At 58.1% G+C, this 20,539-nt stretch carries 20 protein-coding genes; all 20 read left to right on the plus strand.

Annotated features, from left to right (window positions below; all coding sequences use genetic code 11):
• Nucleotides 1-4 precede the first annotated feature (4 nt).
• Nucleotides 5-751 carry a YveK family protein gene (locus D3H35_RS09575; protein ID WP_158594030.1) on the plus strand — a complete coding sequence of 249 codons (747 nt, stop codon included), beginning with the start codon at nucleotides 5-7 and terminating at the stop codon, nucleotides 749-751.
• Nucleotides 748-1,398, plus strand: a complete 651-nt coding sequence (locus D3H35_RS09580) for a CpsD/CapB family tyrosine-protein kinase (protein WP_119148864.1) — start codon at nucleotides 748-750, stop codon at nucleotides 1,396-1,398. Before D3H35_RS09575 ends, D3H35_RS09580 begins: the two co-directional genes overlap by 4 nt.
• A 189-nt stretch (nucleotides 1,399-1,587) precedes the next feature.
• Entirely contained in the window at nucleotides 1,588-2,478 is an 891-nt protein-coding gene (gene galU / locus D3H35_RS09585) for a UTP--glucose-1-phosphate uridylyltransferase GalU (RefSeq protein WP_119148865.1), read from the plus strand.
• 12 nt (nucleotides 2,479-2,490) lie between these two features.
• Nucleotides 2,491-3,186 (plus strand): sugar transferase, encoded by a 696-nt coding sequence (locus tag D3H35_RS09590; RefSeq protein WP_119148866.1) that lies wholly within the window; start codon nucleotides 2,491-2,493, stop codon nucleotides 3,184-3,186.
• Nucleotides 3,187-3,210: 24 nt separating this feature from the next.
• Nucleotides 3,211-4,575 carry a UDP-glucose dehydrogenase family protein gene (locus D3H35_RS09595; RefSeq protein WP_119148867.1) on the plus strand — a complete coding sequence of 455 codons (1,365 nt, stop codon included), beginning with the start codon at nucleotides 3,211-3,213 and terminating at the stop codon, nucleotides 4,573-4,575.
• 16 nt (nucleotides 4,576-4,591) lie between these two features.
• Entirely contained in the window at nucleotides 4,592-5,038 is a 447-nt protein-coding gene (locus D3H35_RS09600; protein ID WP_119148868.1) for a glycosyltransferase, read from the plus strand.
• The gene (locus D3H35_RS09605; RefSeq protein ID WP_119148869.1) at nucleotides 4,987-5,685 is read left to right on the plus strand and encodes a glycosyltransferase family 4 protein; all 699 of its coding nucleotides are present in this window, start codon (nucleotides 4,987-4,989) and stop codon (nucleotides 5,683-5,685) included. The genes D3H35_RS09600 and D3H35_RS09605 overlap by 52 nt, the downstream gene beginning before the upstream one ends.
• A gap of 2 nt (nucleotides 5,686-5,687) precedes the next feature.
• Nucleotides 5,688-7,106, plus strand: a complete 1,419-nt coding sequence (locus D3H35_RS09610; protein ID WP_158594031.1) for an O-antigen ligase family protein — start codon at nucleotides 5,688-5,690, stop codon at nucleotides 7,104-7,106.
• 20 nt (nucleotides 7,107-7,126) lie between these two features.
• Nucleotides 7,127-8,242 (plus strand): glycosyltransferase family 4 protein, encoded by a 1,116-nt coding sequence (locus D3H35_RS09615; protein WP_119148871.1) that lies wholly within the window; start codon nucleotides 7,127-7,129, stop codon nucleotides 8,240-8,242.
• 52 nt (nucleotides 8,243-8,294) lie between these two features.
• The gene (locus D3H35_RS09620; protein ID WP_158594032.1) at nucleotides 8,295-9,572 is read left to right on the plus strand and encodes a lipopolysaccharide biosynthesis protein; all 1,278 of its coding nucleotides are present in this window, start codon (nucleotides 8,295-8,297) and stop codon (nucleotides 9,570-9,572) included.
• 35 nt (nucleotides 9,573-9,607) lie between these two features.
• Nucleotides 9,608-10,546: a glycosyltransferase family 2 protein gene (locus D3H35_RS09625; RefSeq protein WP_119148873.1), complete on the plus strand. Its 939-nt coding sequence runs from the start codon at nucleotides 9,608-9,610 to the stop codon at nucleotides 10,544-10,546.
• Between the two features lie 25 nt (nucleotides 10,547-10,571).
• On the plus strand, nucleotides 10,572-11,717 hold the full coding sequence (locus tag D3H35_RS09630; protein WP_119148874.1) for a glycosyltransferase family 4 protein: 1,146 nt from the start codon (nucleotides 10,572-10,574) through the stop codon (nucleotides 11,715-11,717).
• Complete coding sequence (locus D3H35_RS09635; protein WP_119148875.1) at nucleotides 11,681-12,433, plus strand: glycosyltransferase; 753 nt, start codon at nucleotides 11,681-11,683, stop codon at nucleotides 12,431-12,433. The genes D3H35_RS09630 and D3H35_RS09635 overlap by 37 nt, the downstream gene beginning before the upstream one ends.
• Nucleotides 12,388-12,948 carry a glycosyltransferase family 4 protein gene (locus D3H35_RS09640; RefSeq protein WP_158594033.1) on the plus strand — a complete coding sequence of 187 codons (561 nt, stop codon included), beginning with the start codon at nucleotides 12,388-12,390 and terminating at the stop codon, nucleotides 12,946-12,948. The genes D3H35_RS09635 and D3H35_RS09640 overlap by 46 nt, the downstream gene beginning before the upstream one ends.
• Nucleotides 12,945-14,117 carry a glycosyltransferase family 4 protein gene (locus D3H35_RS09645; protein ID WP_119148877.1) on the plus strand — a complete coding sequence of 391 codons (1,173 nt, stop codon included), beginning with the start codon at nucleotides 12,945-12,947 and terminating at the stop codon, nucleotides 14,115-14,117. Before D3H35_RS09640 ends, D3H35_RS09645 begins: the two co-directional genes overlap by 4 nt.
• Entirely contained in the window at nucleotides 14,114-14,848 is a 735-nt protein-coding gene (locus D3H35_RS09650; protein WP_158594034.1) for an LbetaH domain-containing protein, read from the plus strand. The genes D3H35_RS09645 and D3H35_RS09650 overlap by 4 nt, the downstream gene beginning before the upstream one ends.
• Nucleotides 14,781-15,503, plus strand: coding sequence for a CatB-related O-acetyltransferase (locus D3H35_RS09655; RefSeq protein WP_119148879.1), 723 nt, complete (start codon nucleotides 14,781-14,783; stop codon nucleotides 15,501-15,503). The genes D3H35_RS09650 and D3H35_RS09655 overlap by 68 nt, the downstream gene beginning before the upstream one ends.
• Nucleotides 15,500-16,666, plus strand: a complete 1,167-nt coding sequence (locus D3H35_RS09660) for a glycosyltransferase family 4 protein (protein WP_233567849.1) — start codon at nucleotides 15,500-15,502, stop codon at nucleotides 16,664-16,666. The genes D3H35_RS09655 and D3H35_RS09660 overlap by 4 nt, the downstream gene beginning before the upstream one ends.
• Before the next feature lie 12 nt (nucleotides 16,667-16,678).
• Nucleotides 16,679-19,021, plus strand: a complete 2,343-nt coding sequence (locus D3H35_RS09665; RefSeq protein ID WP_119148880.1) for a glycosyltransferase family 4 protein — start codon at nucleotides 16,679-16,681, stop codon at nucleotides 19,019-19,021.
• Nucleotides 19,018-20,391 carry a sugar phosphate nucleotidyltransferase gene (locus D3H35_RS09670; RefSeq protein WP_119148881.1) on the plus strand — a complete coding sequence of 458 codons (1,374 nt, stop codon included), beginning with the start codon at nucleotides 19,018-19,020 and terminating at the stop codon, nucleotides 20,389-20,391. Before D3H35_RS09665 ends, D3H35_RS09670 begins: the two co-directional genes overlap by 4 nt.
• The last annotated feature ends 148 nt before the right edge of the window (nucleotides 20,392-20,539 follow it).

A 20,539-nucleotide genomic window follows, 5' to 3' on the forward strand; every position in this document is an offset into this window, starting at 1 on the left:
AAACATGGAAATCGAAATGAAGCGTTATGTTTCCGCCTTGAAGGCGCGGCTCTGGATCGTGCTGCTGATCGTAGCGGCGGCCACCGCATCAGCTTACATGTACACGAAGAACTTTACGCCAAGCTATTACACGGCGAACACAAAGCTGATCGTCAACAAAACGATCGAAGCGTTCGGCGCCGAGCAAATGGATTTCTCGTCGATCGGCACCAGCATCAGGCTTATCGAAACATACAAACAAATTATTCAAACGCCCGCAATCATGGATAAGGTCGTGGAAAAGTACCCCGAGCTCGGGCTCACTGCCAACCAGTTGATCGGGATGGTCAACGTATATGCCGTCAACGAAACGCAGGTCATGTCCCTCTCCGCTACAGACTCCAATTACGTTCTCGCCGCGCGAGTCGTCAACGCGGTATCGGAAGTGTTCAAAGCCGAAATCCCCAAAATTATGAAGGTCGACAACGTGACCATCCTGACGAAAGCGAAGGAAAATGAGCCGACCCGCCCTTACGGTCAAAATCTCAAGCTTAACGTCGCCGTTACGTTCGCCGTCTCGCTCATGCTATCCGCCGGCTTAATCGTCCTGCTGGAGTACTTGGACAATTCGATCAAGTCGGAGGAAGAAATATGGCAGCTCGTCGGCGTTCCGTCCTTCGCCGCCATACCGAAGATGAAGAAACGCGATTTCAAACGGAGATATTCCGGCCCCACATCCAAATCGCTGCAGGCAGGTGAGCAAGCGCTATGAGTAAATCGACCGCAAAACCGGCGTTGCTGATGGAACTGAATCCTCTCTCGCAAATATCGGAAATCTATCACAGCCTTCGCTCGAACATCGAATTTTCGACGGCCAAGCAAGAGGCCCGGGTACTCGCCTTAACGTCCTCGCATCGAGGAGAAGGCAAGACGACGACAGCCGTCAACCTGGCTCTCGCCTATTCCAGATCCGGCAAAAAAGTGCTGCTCGTCGACGCGGACCTTCGCAATCCTTCGCTTCATTCGATTTTGGACCAGCCCAGAAGGGAAGGACTGAGCAACTATTTGCTCGATCAATCCGCCATCTGGGACGTGATCAAGGAAACGTCCTATCCTAACCTCCATGTCATTACTTCGGGCGCTCTTCCCGCCAATCCGACCGAGCTGCTCTCGTCGAAAAATTTGAGCGAGCTGTTCAAGGAGCTCAAAGGAACCTTCGACCGGATCATCGTAGACTCTCCCCCTCTGTTGTCGGCAGCCGACTCTCAAATTTTGGCATCCTCCACGGACGGAGTCGTTCTCGTCATCGAATATGCCAAGACCCCCCGGGCGCAAATTCAGAAAGCGGCGAAGACGCTGGAGCATATCGGCACGCCGCTGCTCGGAACCGTCATCAACAAATCCAAACGCAAAATTTAATCGAATAGCGCCAAACGAGCTTTAGGTAATGTCTACTGCACCTTTATCACTGTAGGCACTCGGCCATGCTGTGGGTTGGAAAGCCTTAGACGTGAATCGTCGAGGGTATGGCGTGAGGAGGGGTTAGATGCCCTGGTCTTATTTTTTCGAACTGCGAGCACAGACGAATTTGAATTGGAGGTGGATTTGATGAAAAAAGTGAGAAAAGCGATTATTCCCGCAGCGGGACTCGGCACTCGTTTTTTGCCGGCGACCAAGGCAATGCCCAAAGAAATGCTGCCTATCATCGACAAGCCGACTATTCAATACATCGTGGAAGAAGCGGTCGAATCCGGAATTGAGGATATTCTCATCGTAACGGGGAAAGGCAAGCGGGCGATCGAGGATCATTTCGACCATGCATTCGAGCTCGAAAGCAATTTGGTCGAAAAAGGGAAGCTGAAGCTTCTGGAGGAAGTTCAAAGGTCTTCCAAGGTCGATATTCACTACATCCGGCAAAAGGAGCCCAAAGGGCTCGGTCACGCCATTTGGTGCGCCAGGCGCTTCATCGGCGACGAGCCGTTCGCCGTTCTTCTCGGAGACGATATCGTTCGTTCTGAGGTTCCGTGCCTGAAGCAAATGATTCAGCAGTACGACCATGTAGGAGCCTCGATTATTGGCGTTCAGCCCGTATCGGATATCGAGACGCAGCGTTACGGCATTATCGATCCTTCGGGCAAGGAAGGCCAGCTCTACCGGGTAAACAATTTTGTGGAAAAGCCGCCTCTCGGCATGGCACCTTCGAATTTGGCGATCATGGGCCGCTACGTTCTAACGGCCGATATTTTCCCGTTCCTAGAGACGCAAGAAACCGGAGTAGGCGGAGAAATCCAACTGACGGACGCCATTCAGAAATTGAACGAGATTCAGCAAGTATACGCTTATCACTTCTACGGAACGCGTTACGACGTAGGGGAAAAGCTCGGATTCATCCAGACGACGATCGATTTCGCCATGAGCAACGAAGAACTCCGCGCTCCTCTGCTGGAATCCATGGAGAGGATTGTGCGTGCCGAGTATGTGGCCCGCGTAATCGGATAATAGGGGGCTCTTATGGCGGAACCTTCGAAGGAATTGGATTTTGCATACGGAAGCGGAACTTATTTCCCCGGCGCCAGGACGCAAGTCAACCAGAAGGGACTTCGTTTTTATGTGGGCTTCAAGCGTATGATGGACGTCGTTATCGCGACCGCGGCGCTTGTCGTCCTAAGTCCGTTTCTAGTGATCATCGCCGCAGGCGTCAAAATGAGCGATCGCCAAGGCAGCGTGTTTTTTCGCCAAATCCGGATAGGCAAAAACGGCCGGCCGTTCCATATGATCAAATTCCGCACGATGGTCACGAATGCCGAATCCATGCTTGGAGATTTGCTGAACCGCAACGAAGTAGCCGGCAAAATGTTCAAGATGAAGGAAGACCCCCGTATTACGAAGCTGGGTAAAATTTTGCGAAAAACGAGCGTCGACGAGCTGCCGCAGCTGATCAACGTGATCCGGGGCGAAATGAGCCTCGTAGGACCTCGGCCGCCTCTGCAGCGCGAGGTGGATGAATATTCCGCGCGGGATCGGCAGCGCCTTGAAGTGACTCCGGGCTGTACCGGACTGTGGCAGGTGAGCGGCAGAAACGCGCTTAGCTTCGACGAGATGGTAGAGCTTGATTTGTTGTACATCAGCAGCCGGAGTATCCGTATGGACATCCGAATCATCCTTAAGACGGTCAAGGTCATGATTTTTCCTAATAATGCTTATTGAATCTACACCGGTCGGAGGATCCTTATGAACGTTACTGTAATAGGTACGGGGTACGTCGGTCTGACGACCGGCGTATCTTTGGCTTTTATCGGACATAGCGTGACGTGCGTAGATATCGACGAACGCAAGATCGAGAATCTGCTTGCGGGCGTCATGCCGATTCACGAGCACGGGCTGGAATCGCTGTTCGAAGCGGTTCGCCCGCGTCTGCATTTCACCGTCTCCTACGCGGAAGCGGTTCGAAACGCCGAAGTGGTTATTCTAGCGATCGGCACCCCGGCGAGAGAGGACGGCTCGCCTAATCTCTCTTACTTGCACGAGGCCGTCGATCAGGTGCTTGGCTCCCTCGCGGGCAAGCTAACGCCGACGCTGCTCGTCAACAAGAGCACGGTGCCCGTTGGCACCGGCGATCGTCTGGCGGAGAAAGTCGCCGCCCGAGGGTTGAGCGCGCGGGTGTCGGTCGCGTCGAATCCCGAGTTTTTGCGTCAAGGCAGAGCTTTATCGGACACCCTGTACCCGGAACGAATCGTTGTGGGGGGCAAGCCGGAAGGCTGGCGGACGCTGCGGGAGCTCTACCTTCCGCTGCTGGAGCAGAAGTTCGAGGAGCCCTTCGATTTGCCTCGGCCTCGGGGGCTTGCTCCGGTGAAGTTCATTACGGTGACGCTTCGCAGCGCCGAGCTTGGCAAATATGCAGCGAACGCTTATCTCGCCATGAAGATCAGCTTTATTAACGAAATGGCCAATTTGTGCGACAGAGTAGGCGCGGACGTGATCGACATCGCCGGCATTATCGGAACGGACACCCGAATCGGCGGCGCTTTTCTCCAAGCCGGAATCGGTTACGGAGGAAGCTGCTTTCCGAAGGATACGCGGGCGCTTCACTATATCGCCGACGCGAACGGCTACGATTTCAAGCTGTTGTCCGCCGTCATCGAAGTGAATCGGTCCCAGAAGTTTACGCTTATCGATAAGCTCCGTTCGGAGCTTATTGACTTTCGCGGTCGCAAAATCGCGGTGCTCGGCCTTACGTTCAAGCCGGGAACGGACGATTTGAGGGAAACGCCCAGCCTTCCGATTGTCGAAGCGCTCTTGGCGGAAGGAGCCGTCGTCGCCGTTCACGATCCGGTAGCGCTCGATAAAGCCAGGTCGTTGCTTCCGGCGAGCGTACAGGCGTCCTCCGATTTGGAAGAGACGCTCCAGGATGCGGAAGCGGCGCTGCTCGTAACGGAATGGCCGATTTATTTGGCGTTGGACGGACATCGCCTGCGGGAGCTGATGAAACGACCGCTCTTCATCGACGGGAGAAACGCCTTGCCCCCGGAGCGCCGAATCCATCTCGACTATCGCGGGATCGGCACGGGAGCCGCCGAAGCGGCCTTGATTACTTAAAGGGTGATGATCGAAAATGATGAGCTCACGAATACGAAAGATCGCGGTCATTGCTTACGAGCTGCCTTCCCCGAAGGAACGCACGGGAGGCGTCAGCCATTTCAATCACCGGTTTTGCAACATGCTGTCGGAGCGGGGCTACGACGTAACGGCGTTTACGGTACGTCCGGAAGTGCCGGGGGCGGAGTACCGCGTGAAGGTCATTCCCGGGGAACGAGCGGGCGGCCGGTTGAACCGCTACTACAAAGCCCCATTGCAAGCGAGAGGACTGGAGCTTGGAGAATACGATCTTGTCGTATCCAGCGGCGACGATTGGGCGATGCGGAGAGGACGCTCGCCGTGGATCCGGATTATGCACGGAAGCGCGTGGAGGGAGCTGCAGCATAATAAGCGCCCCTTCGGAAAGCGAATTTGGCGCTGCTTTACTTGCTGGAGCTGCTGTCGTCGCTTCGGGCGGACGTAACTCTGTTTAATTCCAGAGACACCCGCAAGCTGTATCCGAGACGGAAGAAGGACCGCATCGTTCATTTGCCGGTCGATACGAGAGTATTTTACCCTATCGATTCGAGTGAGAAGATGGCAGATCCGCCGACCCTGCTCTTCGTCGGAGGGTTGGACAGCCGCAAGCGCGGAGGCTGGCTGCTCGAATTGTTCGTTACCCGAATCCGGCCGGCTCTGCCGAATGCAAGATTGTGGATGGTATGCGATCCCGGCAAGCCTTGCGAAGGAGTGGAATACTTCCAGCACGCTTCGATCGAGCAATTGGCGGAATTATATCGCCGCGCGAACGTATTCTGCATGCCGTCCACCTATGAAGGGTTCGGGATACCGTACCTGGAGGCGATGGCTAGCGGCACGTTGGTCGTCACGACCCCGAATCCGGGAGCGGAAGAGCTGCTCGAAGACGGTCGTTACGGCTGGATCGTGTCCGATGAGGAGCTTGCCGATGCGCTGATCAGGGCGCTGGAGAGGCCCGAATCGCATGCGAAGTGGACGGAGCCCGCGCTGGAATGGGCAAGAAGCCACGACTGGTCCGTCATGCTGCAGCAATTTTTGAACGAAGAGCCCGTCATAAAGAATGCCGATTCCTTCGCGGCAAAGGGGGGATAGGTATGATAGAAGCCGCTATTCGATTGTTCAAGCTGCGGGGCTGGCCGTTCTGGTTTCAGAACATAGCCTTGCTGCTGGCAGGAATTCCCGCCGCCATATGGGTGGGCGAATATACGAGCCGGAATCCCGGACTGCTTCTCCAGCTCGCCATTGTCATTCTACTGTTAATTCCAGCCTTCATCCTTGCTTCCACTCAATCCACTTACTTGATTCCTTACATCCTATTGATTTGGCTGGTCGGCGCGGAAATTCGAAGACTCGCAGATTGGTCGCTGGGACAATTCTCATCGATTAATCTGCTGAGCGTAAGCCCGCTCATCGTGTCGGGGATGCTCGTATTCGCTCTTGCCAAACAGCGGATCGTCATGGAACCGAAAGCGATCGAACTGCTCAAGGCTTACTTTATTCCTTTTGCTTACGCGGCGGTGATCGGCGTACTCCTGAATAAGGCGGCGGGAATCTACAGCACGGCCAACTACTTTATCCCCGTTCTTGTTTTCATTTATTTGGCCGTTAACCCTCCGACGGAAGAGCAGAAGGAAAAGTGGATACGAATATACGTCACGATGGCCGTCGTCCTGTCGATTTACGGCTGGTACCAGTATGTGACTTTGCCGCCATGGGACCGATTTTGGATGACCTCGGTCAACATGGTTTCTTTAGGTACGCCCGAAGAGTTCGGCTTTCGGATATTCTCGACGCTGAATTCGACCGGACCGCTTGCGGTGTTTCTCGTGTCGGCCTTGATTCCCGCCATCGTGAACAAGAAGTGGCGAGGCCCTTTCGGCTTGATCGGAATCCCGATCATGGTGTCGGCGCTGGCGCTCACGCTCGTTCGGGCTTCGTGGATTACGCTGATCGCCGGAGTCGTCGCTTATTTCATGTTCGGCTCCAACGCCAACCGGTGGAGAATGCTGGCGGCGGTCGCCATATTGACGGTCATCGGTTTTATCGCTTTTCCGCTCTTGCCGGGCGGCGCCGAAGTAACCGATCGCGTGTCGACGCTGGGAAGTCTGGAGTCGGATCAATCGGCGAACTCCAGATGGGGGCTGCTGCTATACGCCATTCCCGAGGTGTTGAGCCATCCGTTCGGAACCGGCTTCGGCAGCATCGGCAGAAGCACGGCGTTGAACGGCGGCGAGGCGTTCGCGGGACTGGGCTCGATCGATAACGGCTATCTCGGCGTATTCGCCGCTTTCGGCATATTCGGAGGAATCCTTTATTTTCGCGCGACGTGGATGCAGTGGAGCTATACGCTGAACGTCGACAAGAGAAACCCGTATCGGACGCTGGGCATCGTTAATATGGTTCAGTTGGCCGTCGGATTTCTGTTCGGCGGCGCGCTGTTTTCGTTGAATGCGATTATTTTTTGGCTGTTTTCCGGGCTGATATTTACGAAGACGCAAAACAAAGACAAGTGATCGTGTAGGAGGCCGGCATTTTGGAACTCGAACGTATCGTAATCGTCAATCATGTCGCCCAACTGGGCGGAGCGGAACGCGTGCTTATGAACTGGCTGGAGAAGCTCGACCAGAAGAGAGTCAAGGCCGAGCTGGTTCTGCTGGAGGACGGGCCGCTGGCGGATCAAGCGGAGCAGCTGGGCTTTGGGGTTCATATTCTACCGCCCGGGCGCATTCGCAATCCCGGTCATTATCGGAGAACGGTAGCTTCCATTCGCGAAATTATCCGGAAATCCGGCGCGAAGCTCGTCGTCAGCTGGTCTCCCAAGCCCCACATGTACGGCGGAGCGGCGGCATGGCTGGAGAAAATTCCGGCCGTGTGGTGGCAGCACGGGGTGCCGTCCGGCAATTTTTTCGACCGGCTCGTCGGCTATCTTCCGTCCCATTCCATCATTTGCCCGTCGGCCGTCGTGTCGGAGGCGCAGCAGAAGCTGAGTCCGCGCAAAAGAGTCGTCGTGCAGCATCCCGGCATTCCGATGGCCGAGTTCTTGCTTGACCCGCAAGTGAGATCGGAAGTAAGGAAGGAGTTCGGAATTTCGGAATCGGCTACCGTATTCGCCTTCATCGGACGGCTCCAGCGCTGGAAGCGGGCCGAGATCGTTATCCAGGCGTTTCGGGATGCGCTCAAGGGGAAGGATGCTTGCCTTTTCATTATTGGGGGGGCGCTGTTCGGAGTTGAAGAGGAGCTGGAGTCGGAGCTGAAGCAGCTCGTTCGGGAAGCCGGGCTGGAGAGCCAGGTGATTTTCACGGGGCATCAAAGCCGGATTGCTCCTTACTTGTGGGCGAGCGACGCCGTCGTGCACACCTCTCTGTTCGAGCCGTTCGGAATGGTTTTGCTGGAGGCGATGGCATCCGGGAGAATCGTGCTGGCCGTTAATCGCGGAGGGCCCGCCGAAATTATCGAGGACGGGGTGGACGGCATTCTCTATGACGGGAGCGTCCGTCAATTAACGATTCTTATGGAACAGATCGGGGAAGAGAAGCGGAATTTCGAAAAGCTAGGCGCGGCCGCTATCGTGACCGTCCGCGAGAAGTTCGCTTCCGGAGTAATGACGGAGCGATTCGGAAGGCTGTTGTCGGCCGCAATTCCAAGGTGACGCAACTCCATAGGCCAAGAGAGGAAGTTTTACGACCATGAAGCGATTGTTCATGTCCAGTTTCGTACTTAATATCGCCGTCATGGTGCTCAATATCGCGACCGGCATCTTGATGGCGCGATGGCTCGGGCCTTACGGCAGAGGCGAATTCGCGGCTGCGACGAGGTGGGCCGGCCTTCTGGTCGGGCTGTCGGCGGTCGGCTTGCCTGGCGCGATTATCTATTTGGGCAAGCAATATCGCGAGCGGCAGCGCGAATTGTTCGGCGCGTACCTGCTGCTCGGAATGGGATTCGGGTTGCTGGGGCTGCTCATCGGAGAGATGCTGCTGCCTTTTTTAATGGGCGGACAATCGAAGGAGCTGCTTCAATACGCGAGAATAGCGATGCTGTGCCTGCCGTTCGCCGTATTGACCGACGGCTTGATCGGGACGCTGCAAAGCTTGAATCTGTTCCGCAAGGTCATGTTCCTGAGACTTATGAGTCCGATCGGATCGCTGGCCGTTATCGGCGGTCTGGCGTTCGCCGGACGAATCGATGTCCCGGGACTCATCTGGTGGAACACCGTCCTGTGGGGCTTGTTCACCTTCCTGATTACTCTCGTTTGGGTATATCGGACGCTGCGTCCCAAGCTGTCCGGGCTTAAGGACAACGTCCGTCAGCTGTTCCGCAACGGGGTGAAAATTTACGGAGGCTCGCTTGTATCCATATTCGGCGGAAACTTCGACCAATTGGTATTATCGCTTGCTCTGTCGCCGTATGCTCTGGGCTTATATGCGGTGGCCAGCAGCGTAGGAGGGATATTGCCTTCCGTCGTATTCGGCGCGTTGAACGTCTTTTTGTGGCCGAAGCTGATGGATTTGCCGAGAGAGCAGCGACAGCGCAAGGTGGAGCGCATTCATGCCCTTCTGTTTTACGGAACGTCGGGCGCGACATTGATCGGAGCCGCCTTGCTTCCTTTTGCGCTGCCGTTGCTCTACGGACATGAATACGAGCCGGCCGTATGGATGGGAATGCTGATGCTGGCCGCCGCGCCGGTCCGAATCGGCTGCACGGTGCTGCTCAACTATTTGAACACGGAAGGGAAATTCCATACCGTCAGCCTGTCGGAGGCAGTCAGTGTAGGGACCGGCTTCGCGGTCATGATGGCGCTGCTGTCGTTTGCGGGAGAAGAGGCGGCCGCAATCGGCATCGTCGCGGCGACCGTCGTGAAATGGCTCTTCGTGTGGATAGCCTCCCGCAAGCTGGGCATCCGCTTCGGAGCGCTATTCGTCGTTCATTGGCGGGAAGATCTCCACAGGCTGTCGTCGTTCCGCAAAACCCAGAAGGCGTAACAGAGGAAATAAGCTTATGAGGCAGGTGCAAGGGCATGTCGAACATATCGGTTATCGTTCCTACCTATAGAAGACCTGCGGACTTATTGCGATGCTTGAACGGCATCGACGGCCAGGAGCTGGCTCCGCATGATGTCGTCGTTATTTACCGGGATACGGACGACGATTCGATTCGAGTGATCCGGGAGTGGCAGAGCGTTCCGGGCAAGTACGGGAAAAAGTCGGTACAAGTGACCGAGCCGGGCGTACTGGTCGCCATGAAGGAAGGGACGAAAGCCGCCGGAGGAGAGATCGTCGCCTATACGGACGACGATGCGGTTCCCAGAGCCGATTGGCTGAAGCGGATGTCGGCGCATTACGCCGATCCGTCCGTCGGAGGCGTCGGCGGCCGGGACGTTCAGGAAGGCGTCAAAGAAGGGGCCGCAGGAGAAAAGGTCGGCGAGGTGACCTGGTACGGCAAGCTGATCGGCAACCATCATATCGGCACGGGCGCGGCTAGAGAGGTTGACGTGCTTAAGGGAGTAAACATGTCCTTCCGGAAGTCGTTGATCAAATTCCCGGAAGGCCTCTTGGGAAGCGGTGCGCAGGTTCACTTCGAGGTTCATCTGTGCTTGAGGGTGAGAAGGTTCGGGCGAAAGCTGATTTACGATCCGGCGATTCTGGTCGACCACTACCCTGCGCAAAGGTTCGATACGGACCAGCGCAACCGCGTCGTTCCGGAAGCGGTCAGACATGCCGCGTACAACATGCATCTCGGCATTCTGAACTGGGGGGGAGCCGTACGGGCACCGGCGCGGATCGTCTATTCGGTGACGGTCGGCGATCGGAGCGCCCCCGGCTTGGCCCGGTTGCTGATCGCTTGTCTGAGAAGAGAACGAGACGTGCTTCAATCGTTCGTTCCCGGGCAGCAAGGGCAGTGGAAAAGCTTATGGTTCCGGCTCCGGCAAGGTCCGCCGCCGCGAATGCGACCTTAACGGCTCGGAAAGCGAGGAGAACAAGATGAAAATTCTGTTGACGATTCATCATTACCTTAACCCGAACGCGGGAGCGGAGGGGGTGACGATGCAGTTGGCGGAAGCGTACCGGAGACTGGGGCACGAAGCGGAATTGTTCGCTTACGACCATCTTCCTAAGAAGCTGCCTTTCCATGCGAAAAGGCTGTTGTTTCCCTATTTCGTGAGCCGGGCGCTGAGATCCGCCGCCGCCGCTTACGATATCGTCGACGCATCGAGCGGAGACGCTTGGGTATGGGCGACGGCGGGCGGCCGAGGAAGAAGAAAGGGGCCGACGCTCGTCGCCCGCAGCCACGGCCTGGAGCATCTCGTGCACGAGGTTCTCGTGCAGAGGGCGAAGGACGGCCAGCATCGCTTGTCTTGGAAGTACCCGATTTACCACGGCGGCTTCCGATTGTGGGAAGTGGCCCAATCGTTCCGCAAAGCCGACGGAGCGGTATTCCTGAATCAAGCGGAGCAGAGCTACGGCCGGGATAAGTTCGGAATGAATTTCACGGCGGTAATCGGCAACGGCATCCCGGCTTATCTGATCGGTCGGGAAATCGCACAAACCCCGCTTGAAGCCGATTCGAACGTCGCGATTGCGGTCGTCGGGAGGTACGGTACGTTGAAGGGGAGCCTCGACGCGGCGAAAGCGCTGGCGCCGCTTATGCGGTCCCGAGCCAATGTAACGGTTACTTTTCTCGGCACCCAATGCGAAGCGTCGAAGGTGCACGAAGACTACCCGGCCGAGCTCCACGCTCGAATCCGGGTCATTCCCCGTTATAAGCACGAAGAGCTGCCCGAGCTGTTGAAGGGACATCACATCAAGCTGTTCGCGACCGTGAAGGAAGGTTTCGGAATGGCGCTGGTCGAAGCGATGGCTTGCGGCCTCGCTCCGGTGACGACGAAGATTCCAGGCCCTTCCGATATCGTGACGGACGGCCATGACGGATTTCTGCTCGCTCCGGGAGACGCAGACGGCATGTACCGGGCGCTGGATAAGCTCGTCTCCGACCGGCCGCTGTTGAACCGGATTCGGACCGAAGCCTATCGGACGGCCCAACGGTACGGTTGGGACGACATCGCGCGGCGGACGCTGGCTTATTACGAGGAGTGCCGCGACAACAAGCGCAGGAAATCGTCGTCGTAACCCGGAAGGGCGTTCGAGCGGAATGCGTATCATGGATGGGATGGGTGGTACAGTTGAACATCTTGCAGGTAGCGGATCATTTCGGCCCCTTCGGCGGGTTGGAGAAGTTTATTTACGATTTTTCGCGCAAGCTGGCCGGGCAAGGGGATACGACGGCCATTGCCGTTATCGATAAGGAGGAGCGGCACGATTGGGGCTCCGAAACGATCGATACGGCGTTGATTCCCCGGGACGAGGAGCAATGGCTGGCGTTTGCCAAGCGTTATCGCCCGGATTTGATCGTCTGGCACACCGGTCCTGCGACCGCAAGCTTCGTAGATCGGCTGTCGACGCTGGCGCCCGTGATTGCCACGGTTCACAGCCCGGTATGTCCTGCCGGAACCCGCTTGTTTCGCGACAAAGACGAAATATGCTGCCATCCGACGGGGGCGGCATGCCTGATGCGTTGGTATACGCGTCGCTGCGGCACCCATCCCGAGCCTTGGCTCGCCTTGGAGGCTATGACGAGAAACGGCAAGATGCTGAAGACGCTTCGAAGCTGCGACCGGGTATACACGGTCAGCGAATCGCTCAGCCGGTTCATCGAGATCGAAGGGATCAAGCCGGATCGCCTGCGAATATTCGACAATACGTTCGGCGACGGAACGGGGGGAGCGAGACGCTGCCTCCCTTGCAAATACCGGGAGACAAGGAAGAGCTGCACCTGCTCTTCGTAGGCCGAATCAGCTACGGCAAAGGCGTTCAATATTTGCTGAAGGCCGTCCGCCATCTGCTCGATCAAGGCTGCTCGGTCAGCGGGACGATCGTCGGGGACGGCTGGTACGCGGAGAAGCTGCGCGCCTTGTGCGCTCAGCTCGGAATCGAACGGAGCATCCGGTTTGCGGGCCAAGTTCCGGGAACGGAAATGGATGCTTTTTACGATACGGCCGACATCGTCGTCGTGCCTTCCGTCTGGCCGGAGCCTGCCGGACTGGTCGTTCCCGAGGCTCGCCGCAGAGGCAAGCCCGTCGTTGTGTTCGATGCGGGCGGGCTTCCCGAGTGGCAGGCGCATATGGACGGAATTTACGTGGCGGGCCATGCGGATGTCGCAAATTTGGCGCAAACCATTACGGACGCCGCCTTCGGAAAGCCGGGTACGCGAAACGCGCGGGCAGGCTCCGGAAGGCTCGATCTCATCGACGATCTTCGCGGATTTATTCAACTCATTCGAAAGGAAGCGGCCCGGTTATGAATGTGCCGATTTACATGGGAAGCTCCAGCGGCTTCGGAGAAGGCGGCTTGGGAGGACATCTCGGCTTTATTTATCGCGCCGCGCAATCGACCGGCCGGGATATCCGCGTCATCTGCCGCGGCCAGCCGCAGCTTCCGGACGGCGAATTCGTGTCCGTGCCTCCTCCCGTATGGGCGAAGAACGTCAAATATACGCCGCTTCGATGGTCGCCGGCTCTCCAAACGAACTGGTCGGGAAGCCAATTCGATCGAATAGCGGCTTCACGGCTCCCCAACGAGCCGATCGTCTACCACTCGTTCCCCGGCTTCGCGGAAAATTCGTTCCGAAAAGTAAAGAAGCGAGGAGGGATAACCGTGCTAGAGGCCGCGACGACGCATGCCCAAAATGTTTACGAGGTGACCGAGGAGGAGCATCGTCGGTTCGGCATGGGCGGAAATCACTTCTCGCGAGGATGGTTGAAGCGAGTACTTCAGGAATACGAGCTGGCGGATTTCATTACGATCGCCTCCGACCTGCAGCGCCAGACGTTCCTCGATCGGGGCTTTCCCGCCGAGAAGCTGCTGTACGCTCCGCTCGGCATCGATACGAACCGATTCTCTCCTCCTGCCGACGGCATCCGCCGCCGGACGCCCGGCCAGCCCTTCCGCATCGTGCAGGTCGGGCAGGTTACTCTCCGCAAAGGGTTCCTTTATTTGCTGGAGGCTGTGCGCCGTCTGAACGATCCGGATATCGAGATCATTCTGTTCGGAGGAATCGGCTGGCGGGCCATTCGGCATTCGCTCGCTTCCTACCGTCAGCTCGGTATCGGCGTGCGGCAGCAATCGGGAGATCCGCTGTCCGTTCTCAGAGACGCACACTTGTGCGTGCACGCCTCGGTAGAGGACGGCTTCGGATTGGCGCCGCTCGAAGCGATGGCCGCCGGACTTCCCGTCATTGTAAGCGACCAGACGGGAATGAAGGATCTGGTCGAGCACGGGAAGGAAGGCTTCATCGTGCCGAGCCGGGATGCGGATCGGCTGGCCGAAGCGATTGCGGGCTTGAAGAGGAACGAGGAAGCGAGAAGGGCGATGGGCGCCGCCGCGGCAGCCAAGGCGAAGCAGTACGATGCTTCGGCATGCGCGGACCGGTACGCCGAAGCATTGAGGCCGGCCTGGGTGAATGCCTTATGAAGACGCGGGAGCGAAAAATAAAGCTGGCCGGACGGCTGAACAAATGGCTGCGTTTCATCCAATACTGGTCGGCGCAGAAGAACGGCGGCAACGTCGATCCGAGCGTAACGATAGAGGTCGGCAGCCGCGTAAGCCCCGGAGCGGCGATCGGGCGGTACACGTATGTCGGCCATAACACGCATATCGCGGCGGGCCAAATCGGAGCGTTCTGCTCGATTTCCTGGAATGTCACCATCGGAGCCGACGAGCATCCGATTACCGGAGTATCGAAGCATCCGTTCTGGTATTCGCCTTCGCATCCGTCATTCGCGGCCGACGAGCTTAGATGGACGCAAATCAAGGAAGAACCGGTCATCGGGAACGATGTCTGGATCGGGGCGGGCGCGACGATCCTTCGCGGAGCCGTCATCGAGGACGGAGCCGTCGTCGCGGCGGGAGCGGTCGTCACCGGACGGGTGCCTGCCTACGCCGTCGTCGGAGGAATACCGGCCAAGATTATTCGGACGCTGTTCGACGAAGAGACCGCGCAGGCGATAAGACGCACGAAATGGTGGGAGTGGGACGCCGGGAGGCTTCGGGAGGCGGCTCCTTATTTCTCCGATCCGGCGCAATTCATTCGTCGCTTCGCCGTCGCCGGGGCCGACAGAACGGAGGAACCTTCATATGCTGGACAACGCCAAGCGGAAAGCCGCTCTGCTGCTTCACCGGTTTCTGCAATATTGGACGACTAGGGCGGTCAAGGAGCAGCCGCGCATCGATCCGACCGTCTATGTGATGCCGAACGCATACGTCTCCGCCGAAGTTGCCGTCGGACGATACAGCTACATACGAGGCGGAGCCCAATTGGAATCCGGAAGCGTAGGCGCGTTCTGCTCGATCGCCCCGGACGTCCTCATCGGCGGAGACGAGCACCCGCTGGACGCGGTGTCCACTCATCCGTTCTGGTATTCGCCGGGCGGCTTGACGGTCCCGACCGGTCCCGGAGAAGACGGCGGGGCTTCGCTTTGGAGCCAGCCGAAGCCAGCGCCGATCATCGGCAACGACGTCTGGATCGGAGCGGGCGCCAAGGTGATGAGGGGAGCCGTTATCGAGGACGGCGCCGTCATCGGCGCGGGAGCGATCGTCACCGGCCATATTCCGGCGTACGCCATTGCGGTCGGCATACCGGCCAAGGTCGTTCGATATCGATTCGAGCCCGCTCAATGCGAGAGACTGCGGCAAACGCGCTGGTGGGAATGGCCCGAAGCCAAAATTCGAGAAAACAGGCGCTTGTTCGGCGACGCCGACGCTTTTCTCTCCGGCTTCGAAGACGAGCAAAGATCGTCGGAGGAGTCCGGTCGAGAGACGGGACGCTTGAACGGCATACGGAAAGGAGCTGCCTTATGAATATATTAACGACGGGAATGGGCTGGATCGATCATACGCCCGGAGGGCTGAACCGTTATTTCGCCGATTACGTGAAGGCGATGACGCAGCAAGGCCATTCCATTCGCGCTTATATAACGGCGGGAGGCGAGAAAACCTCGGCGCCGGAATACGTGGAAGAGGTATTGCGGGAGCAAGGACGCAAAGGCACCTTGGACCGGGTAAGGGCATTCCGGCAAGCGGTCGGAAGCCGCGATTCGAGGTGGACTCCCCAAGTATACAACCCCCACTTCGCATTGTACGCCTCGCTGATCGGCAGGGGGCAGCTGCCTCGCGGCATCCCGATTGTCACCCACTTTCACGGGCCGTGGGCGAGGGAATCGATGGTGGAGGACCGAGGAGCTTCGTCGGGCCAGCAAATTCGGTATCGTATGAAAAAGACGGTCGAAAAGCTGGCCTACAACCGTTCCGACAAGTTCGTCGTACTGAGCGGCTATTTCCAAACCGTGCTGGAGCAGGAATACGGGGTGGCAAGCGACCGAATCCATCGCATACCGGGAGCGGTCGATACCGATCGGTTCCGCCCGGCGGATAACAGGGAGCAAATCCGAAGAGAGCTGGGCTTTGCGGACGGCGATCGGGTTCTCTTCTGCATTCGGAGGCTCGTTCGAAGAATGGGCATCGATCGGCTGATCCGGGCGATGGCGAAGGTGAAGTCGGACGTCCCCGGAGCGAAGCTGGTCATCGCCGGAGACGGAACGATGAGAAGCGAGCTTGAGCGGCTTACGGCCGAGCTCGGCCTCGGGGACAGCGTTCGATTCGTCGGACGCGTATCCAACGAGGATCTGGTGCGATGGTACCAGGCAGCCGATTTCAGCATCGTACCGACGGTTACGCTGGAAGGCTTCGGACTCGTTACCGTCGAGTCTCTCGCATGCGGAACGCCCGTGCTCGGGACCCGAACGGCGGAACGAAGGAAATATTGGAGCCGTTCCACCCGGAGCTGCTGTTCCGCGACGATTCGCCCGAAGCGCTCGCCTATACGATTTCCGCCGTCCTTCGGGGAACGTCGTCGTGCCGGATCGAGCGTCCTGCCGGGAGCACGTCATGCAGCGCTACACGTGGCAGCAGGTTGCCAGAACCGTAACCGGAGTGCTGGAGCAAGCGATCGGCGAGAGGCATAAGCGGGTGGTGCGATGAGAATCGGATTCTATAACCATACGTCGGTCGTAAGCGGGGCGGAAATCAGCATGCTGCTGACGGCCAAAAATCTAAAAAACGCAGAGCCTGTCGTCTTCGCGCCGGAAGGCGAGCTCGGAGACCGGGCGCGCGTGTCGGGCGTCGCTTTCGAGCCGATATCGGGCTATCGCGCGAGATTGACGAAAAACCCGTTCGTTCTCGTTCGCCACTTGGCGGGAATGGCGGCCGAAGGCTGGCGGCTGGCGAAGCGATTCAAAAGCGCGGAAGTCGATATCGTCCATGCCAATTCCATTCGCGCCGGTCTAATCGTCTCGCTGTTCGGGTGGCTTCACCGTCGCCCTATCGTTTGGCACATTCGCGACAATCCGCCGGGCGGCTGGATCGGAAGAGCGATCGATTTCATCGCGAAACGTACGGTCAAAGAGCTGATTTGCATTTCCGAGTCTGTCAAAGCTGGCATGGGCGAAGAGCTGCGAACGCTGGCGAAGGTCGTGCACAACGGCGTGGAGCTGTCATTCGCGACCGCCGAGGAGAAGGCGAAGTATCGCCGAGCGATTCGCGAGGAGCTTGGCGCGTCGCCATCCGCAAGAGTGATAGCGGTCATCGGCCAGATCGCTCCATGGAAACGGCAGATGGATGCGCTCATCGCGGCGCGCTTGCTGCTGGACGACGGCTGCGACATTCAAGTGTGGATCGTCGGCGAGCCGAAGTTTCGCGAGGAGAACGAAGCTTACGCAGAGCGGTTGCGACAAATGGCAAGCGGGAAGGAATGGCAAGGAAAAGTCGTCTTCACCGGTTTTCGCGAGGACGTGAAGGAGATCTGCTGCGCAGCGGATCTTCTTTTTTTGTGCTCGGATAACGAGCCGTTCGGCAGGGTGCTCATCGAGTCGATGGCGCAGGGGACCCCTGTTGTGGCGACGAGGGCCGGCGGCGTGCCGGAGATTGTCGTCGACGGAAGCTGCGGCTTGCTCTACGAGGTCGGAGACACGGAAGGGCTGGCCCGCTGCGCCGGCCGGCTGCTCGGCGACGAGGAGCTGCGGGCTTCGATGGGGCGCGAAGCCGTGTTGAGAGTGAAGCAATGTTTCGGCATCGACCGGACGGCCGAGAAAGTCGAGGAGGCTTACCGGCGGATTTTGCCGGAGAAGCCGTTCAAGACGGCTATCGTTCACGATTATTTGAACCAGATGGGGGGCGCGGAACGGGTTGTCGCCTCCTTAAGGCGGATGTTCCCGGACGCCCCGATTTACACGACGATCGTGGATCGTCCCGCCTTGCTGGAGGAGCTGAAGGACGCAGACATCCGAACGACGTGGATGCAGCGGATTCCCGGCGTGCTGAAAAGGTTCAAGCTGTACTTCTGGCTGTTTCCGTTCGCCGTAAGGTCCATGGACTTCCGGGAATACGACCTGATCGTCAGCTCCAGCAGCGCTTATGCGAAGGGGATCAAGAAGCCGAGAGGAGCGGTTCACGTCTGCTATTGCCATACGCCGATGAGGTTCGCTTGGGACTTCGAAGGCTACGTGCAAGGAATGAAAATTCCGTTCCTGCTGAAATGGGCTTCCCGCTTGTTCATCGTTCCGCTGAGACGATGGGATGCGCGCAATTCGGCCCGGGTCGACGAGATCGTGGCCAACTCCACCATCGTCAAGGAGCGAATTCGCAATCATTACGGCAAAGACGCTTCGATCGTCTACCCTCCGGTGCAATTGGAACGATTCGGGCCTGTGGAGGCAGACGGCGGCCGTGGGCCGGACGATTACTTTCTCGTCGTTTCCCGGCTAGTCTCCTACAAGAAGATCGAGCTGGCGGTCAAGGCTTGCACGCTTCTGTCGGAAAGGCTGATCGTCGTCGGCGACGGACCCGACCGCCAGCGGCTGGAGAGAATGGCGGGGCCGACCGTCAGCTTCGCGGGGAGGCTGCCGGACGATCAGGTCGAGAGGCTTATGCGCGGCTGCCGCGCTCTGCTGTTTCCCGGCATCGAGGATTTCGGCATTACGCCGCTTGAAGCGAATGCGTGCGGAAGGCCGGTCATCGCCTTCGGCGCAGGAGGGGCGCTCGATACGGTCGATCCCGGCTTGAACGGCTTGTTCTTCGACAGCCAGACTCCCGAATCGCTGGCGGGCACGCTGCGGAGATTCGCGCTTCACGAGTGGAATCCGGCGCTTATTCGGCGGCACGCCGAATCGTTCGGCGAGCGGCGCTTCGAGACCGAGCTGAGGAGCTTGATCGGCTCCGCTCTGCAAGCGCGGGGCAAACGGTTATTCGCGGCTTCGACAGCCGCGCCGGCGACGGGAGCAAGCATGACTGCGAATACGACAACGAAGGAAGTGACGGCATGAAATTGATTTTATTGTCCGGAGGATCCGGCAAAAGATTATGGCCTCTATCGAACGAATCCCGTTCCAAGCAGTTTTTGAAAGTGTTGAAAAGGGAAGACGGGACTATGGAATCGATGGTTCAGCGGGTATGGAGACAGTTGGGGCGCGCGGGCTTGGCCGAGCATGCCTACGTCGCGACGGGAACCCAGCAGGCCGAGATGATCAAGGGACAGCTCGGAGACGTTCCGGTCGTGCTGGAGCCTTCAAGGCGGGATACGTTCCCGGCTATCGCGCTGACCGCGGTATACCTCTACTCGATCGAAGGCGTGTCCTTGAACGAGATGGTTGCGGTGCTGCCGGTCGACCCGTACGTCGAGGATCGCTTCTTCCCTTGCGTTGCGGAGCTGGAATCGGTGCTGGAACGGTCCGGCGCGTCGCTTGCGCTCATGGGAGTCAAGCCGGTCCATCCTTCGGAAAAATACGGCTACATCGTGCCGCGCGAATCCGAGACGTCTGCGGGGAGCGAGACCGCTTCCTCGCCTCGGCTCGTGGAGCGCTTCACCGAGAAGCCGACGCAAGCGGAAGCCGAGGCTCTCATCTCGCAAGGCGCTCTTTGGAATTGCGGAGTGTTCGCTTTCCGGCTGGGCTACTTGATCGATCTATTGATCGAGAAGCAGATTCCACTGCACTTCGAGGAGCTCTCCAAGCATTACGACAAGCTTCCGAAGATCAGCTTCGACTACGAAGTCGTCGAGAAAGCTTCTCCGATCGCCGTCATGGAATACGACGGCTATTGGAAGGATCTCGGCACATGGAACACGTTAACCGAAGAGATGGAGCCGGGCATTATCGGCAAAGGAGTGTTGGGCGAAAACTCGGACAACACCCACGTCATCAACGAGCTTGGAGTTCCGATTGTCGTCATGGGCTTGCCCAACGTTGTCGTTACCGCCAGTCCCGACGGCATACTCGTCGCGGATAAGCAAACAAGTCCGAGGATCAAGGAAGTAGTAGGCAGCTGGGACGATCGCCCGATGTTCGAGGAACGGCTGTGGGGGTCATACCGGGTGCTCGATTATAACGTTCACGAGGATGGGATACAATCGATGGTTCGAAGGATCCATATCGAAGCAAGCAAGCATCTGAGCTATCACTTTCACGCTTCCCGAAGCGAGACATGGACGATCGTGTCCGGCGAAGGCGAAATGGTCATGGACGGCTCCTGGCGCAAGCTCTACGCGGGGGATACGGTCTACATTCCGCCCTACGCCAAGCATAGCGTCCTGGCGGTGTCGGACTTGGTCATCGTCGAGGTTCAAAGCGGCTCGGATTTGTCGGACGAGGATCTGTTCGAGACTTCCGTGAACTGGAAAGAAATAAGCGCTCAATAAGGCCGGGGAGAGGGTACCTATTGGAACTAAAAAGCTTGTCAAATGGGGAATCGAATACAAACGCCGCGTCTACTGCCAAGTATACGGGAAGAAAAACGCGTACGAGCTGCTATTCCGGCTGAGCTATTGCGTGAACGGGCTGTCCGTC

It is taken from the genome of Cohnella faecalis (genome assembly GCF_003570905.1).
GTDB lineage: Bacteria > Bacillota > Bacilli > Paenibacillales > Paenibacillaceae > Cohnella > Cohnella faecalis.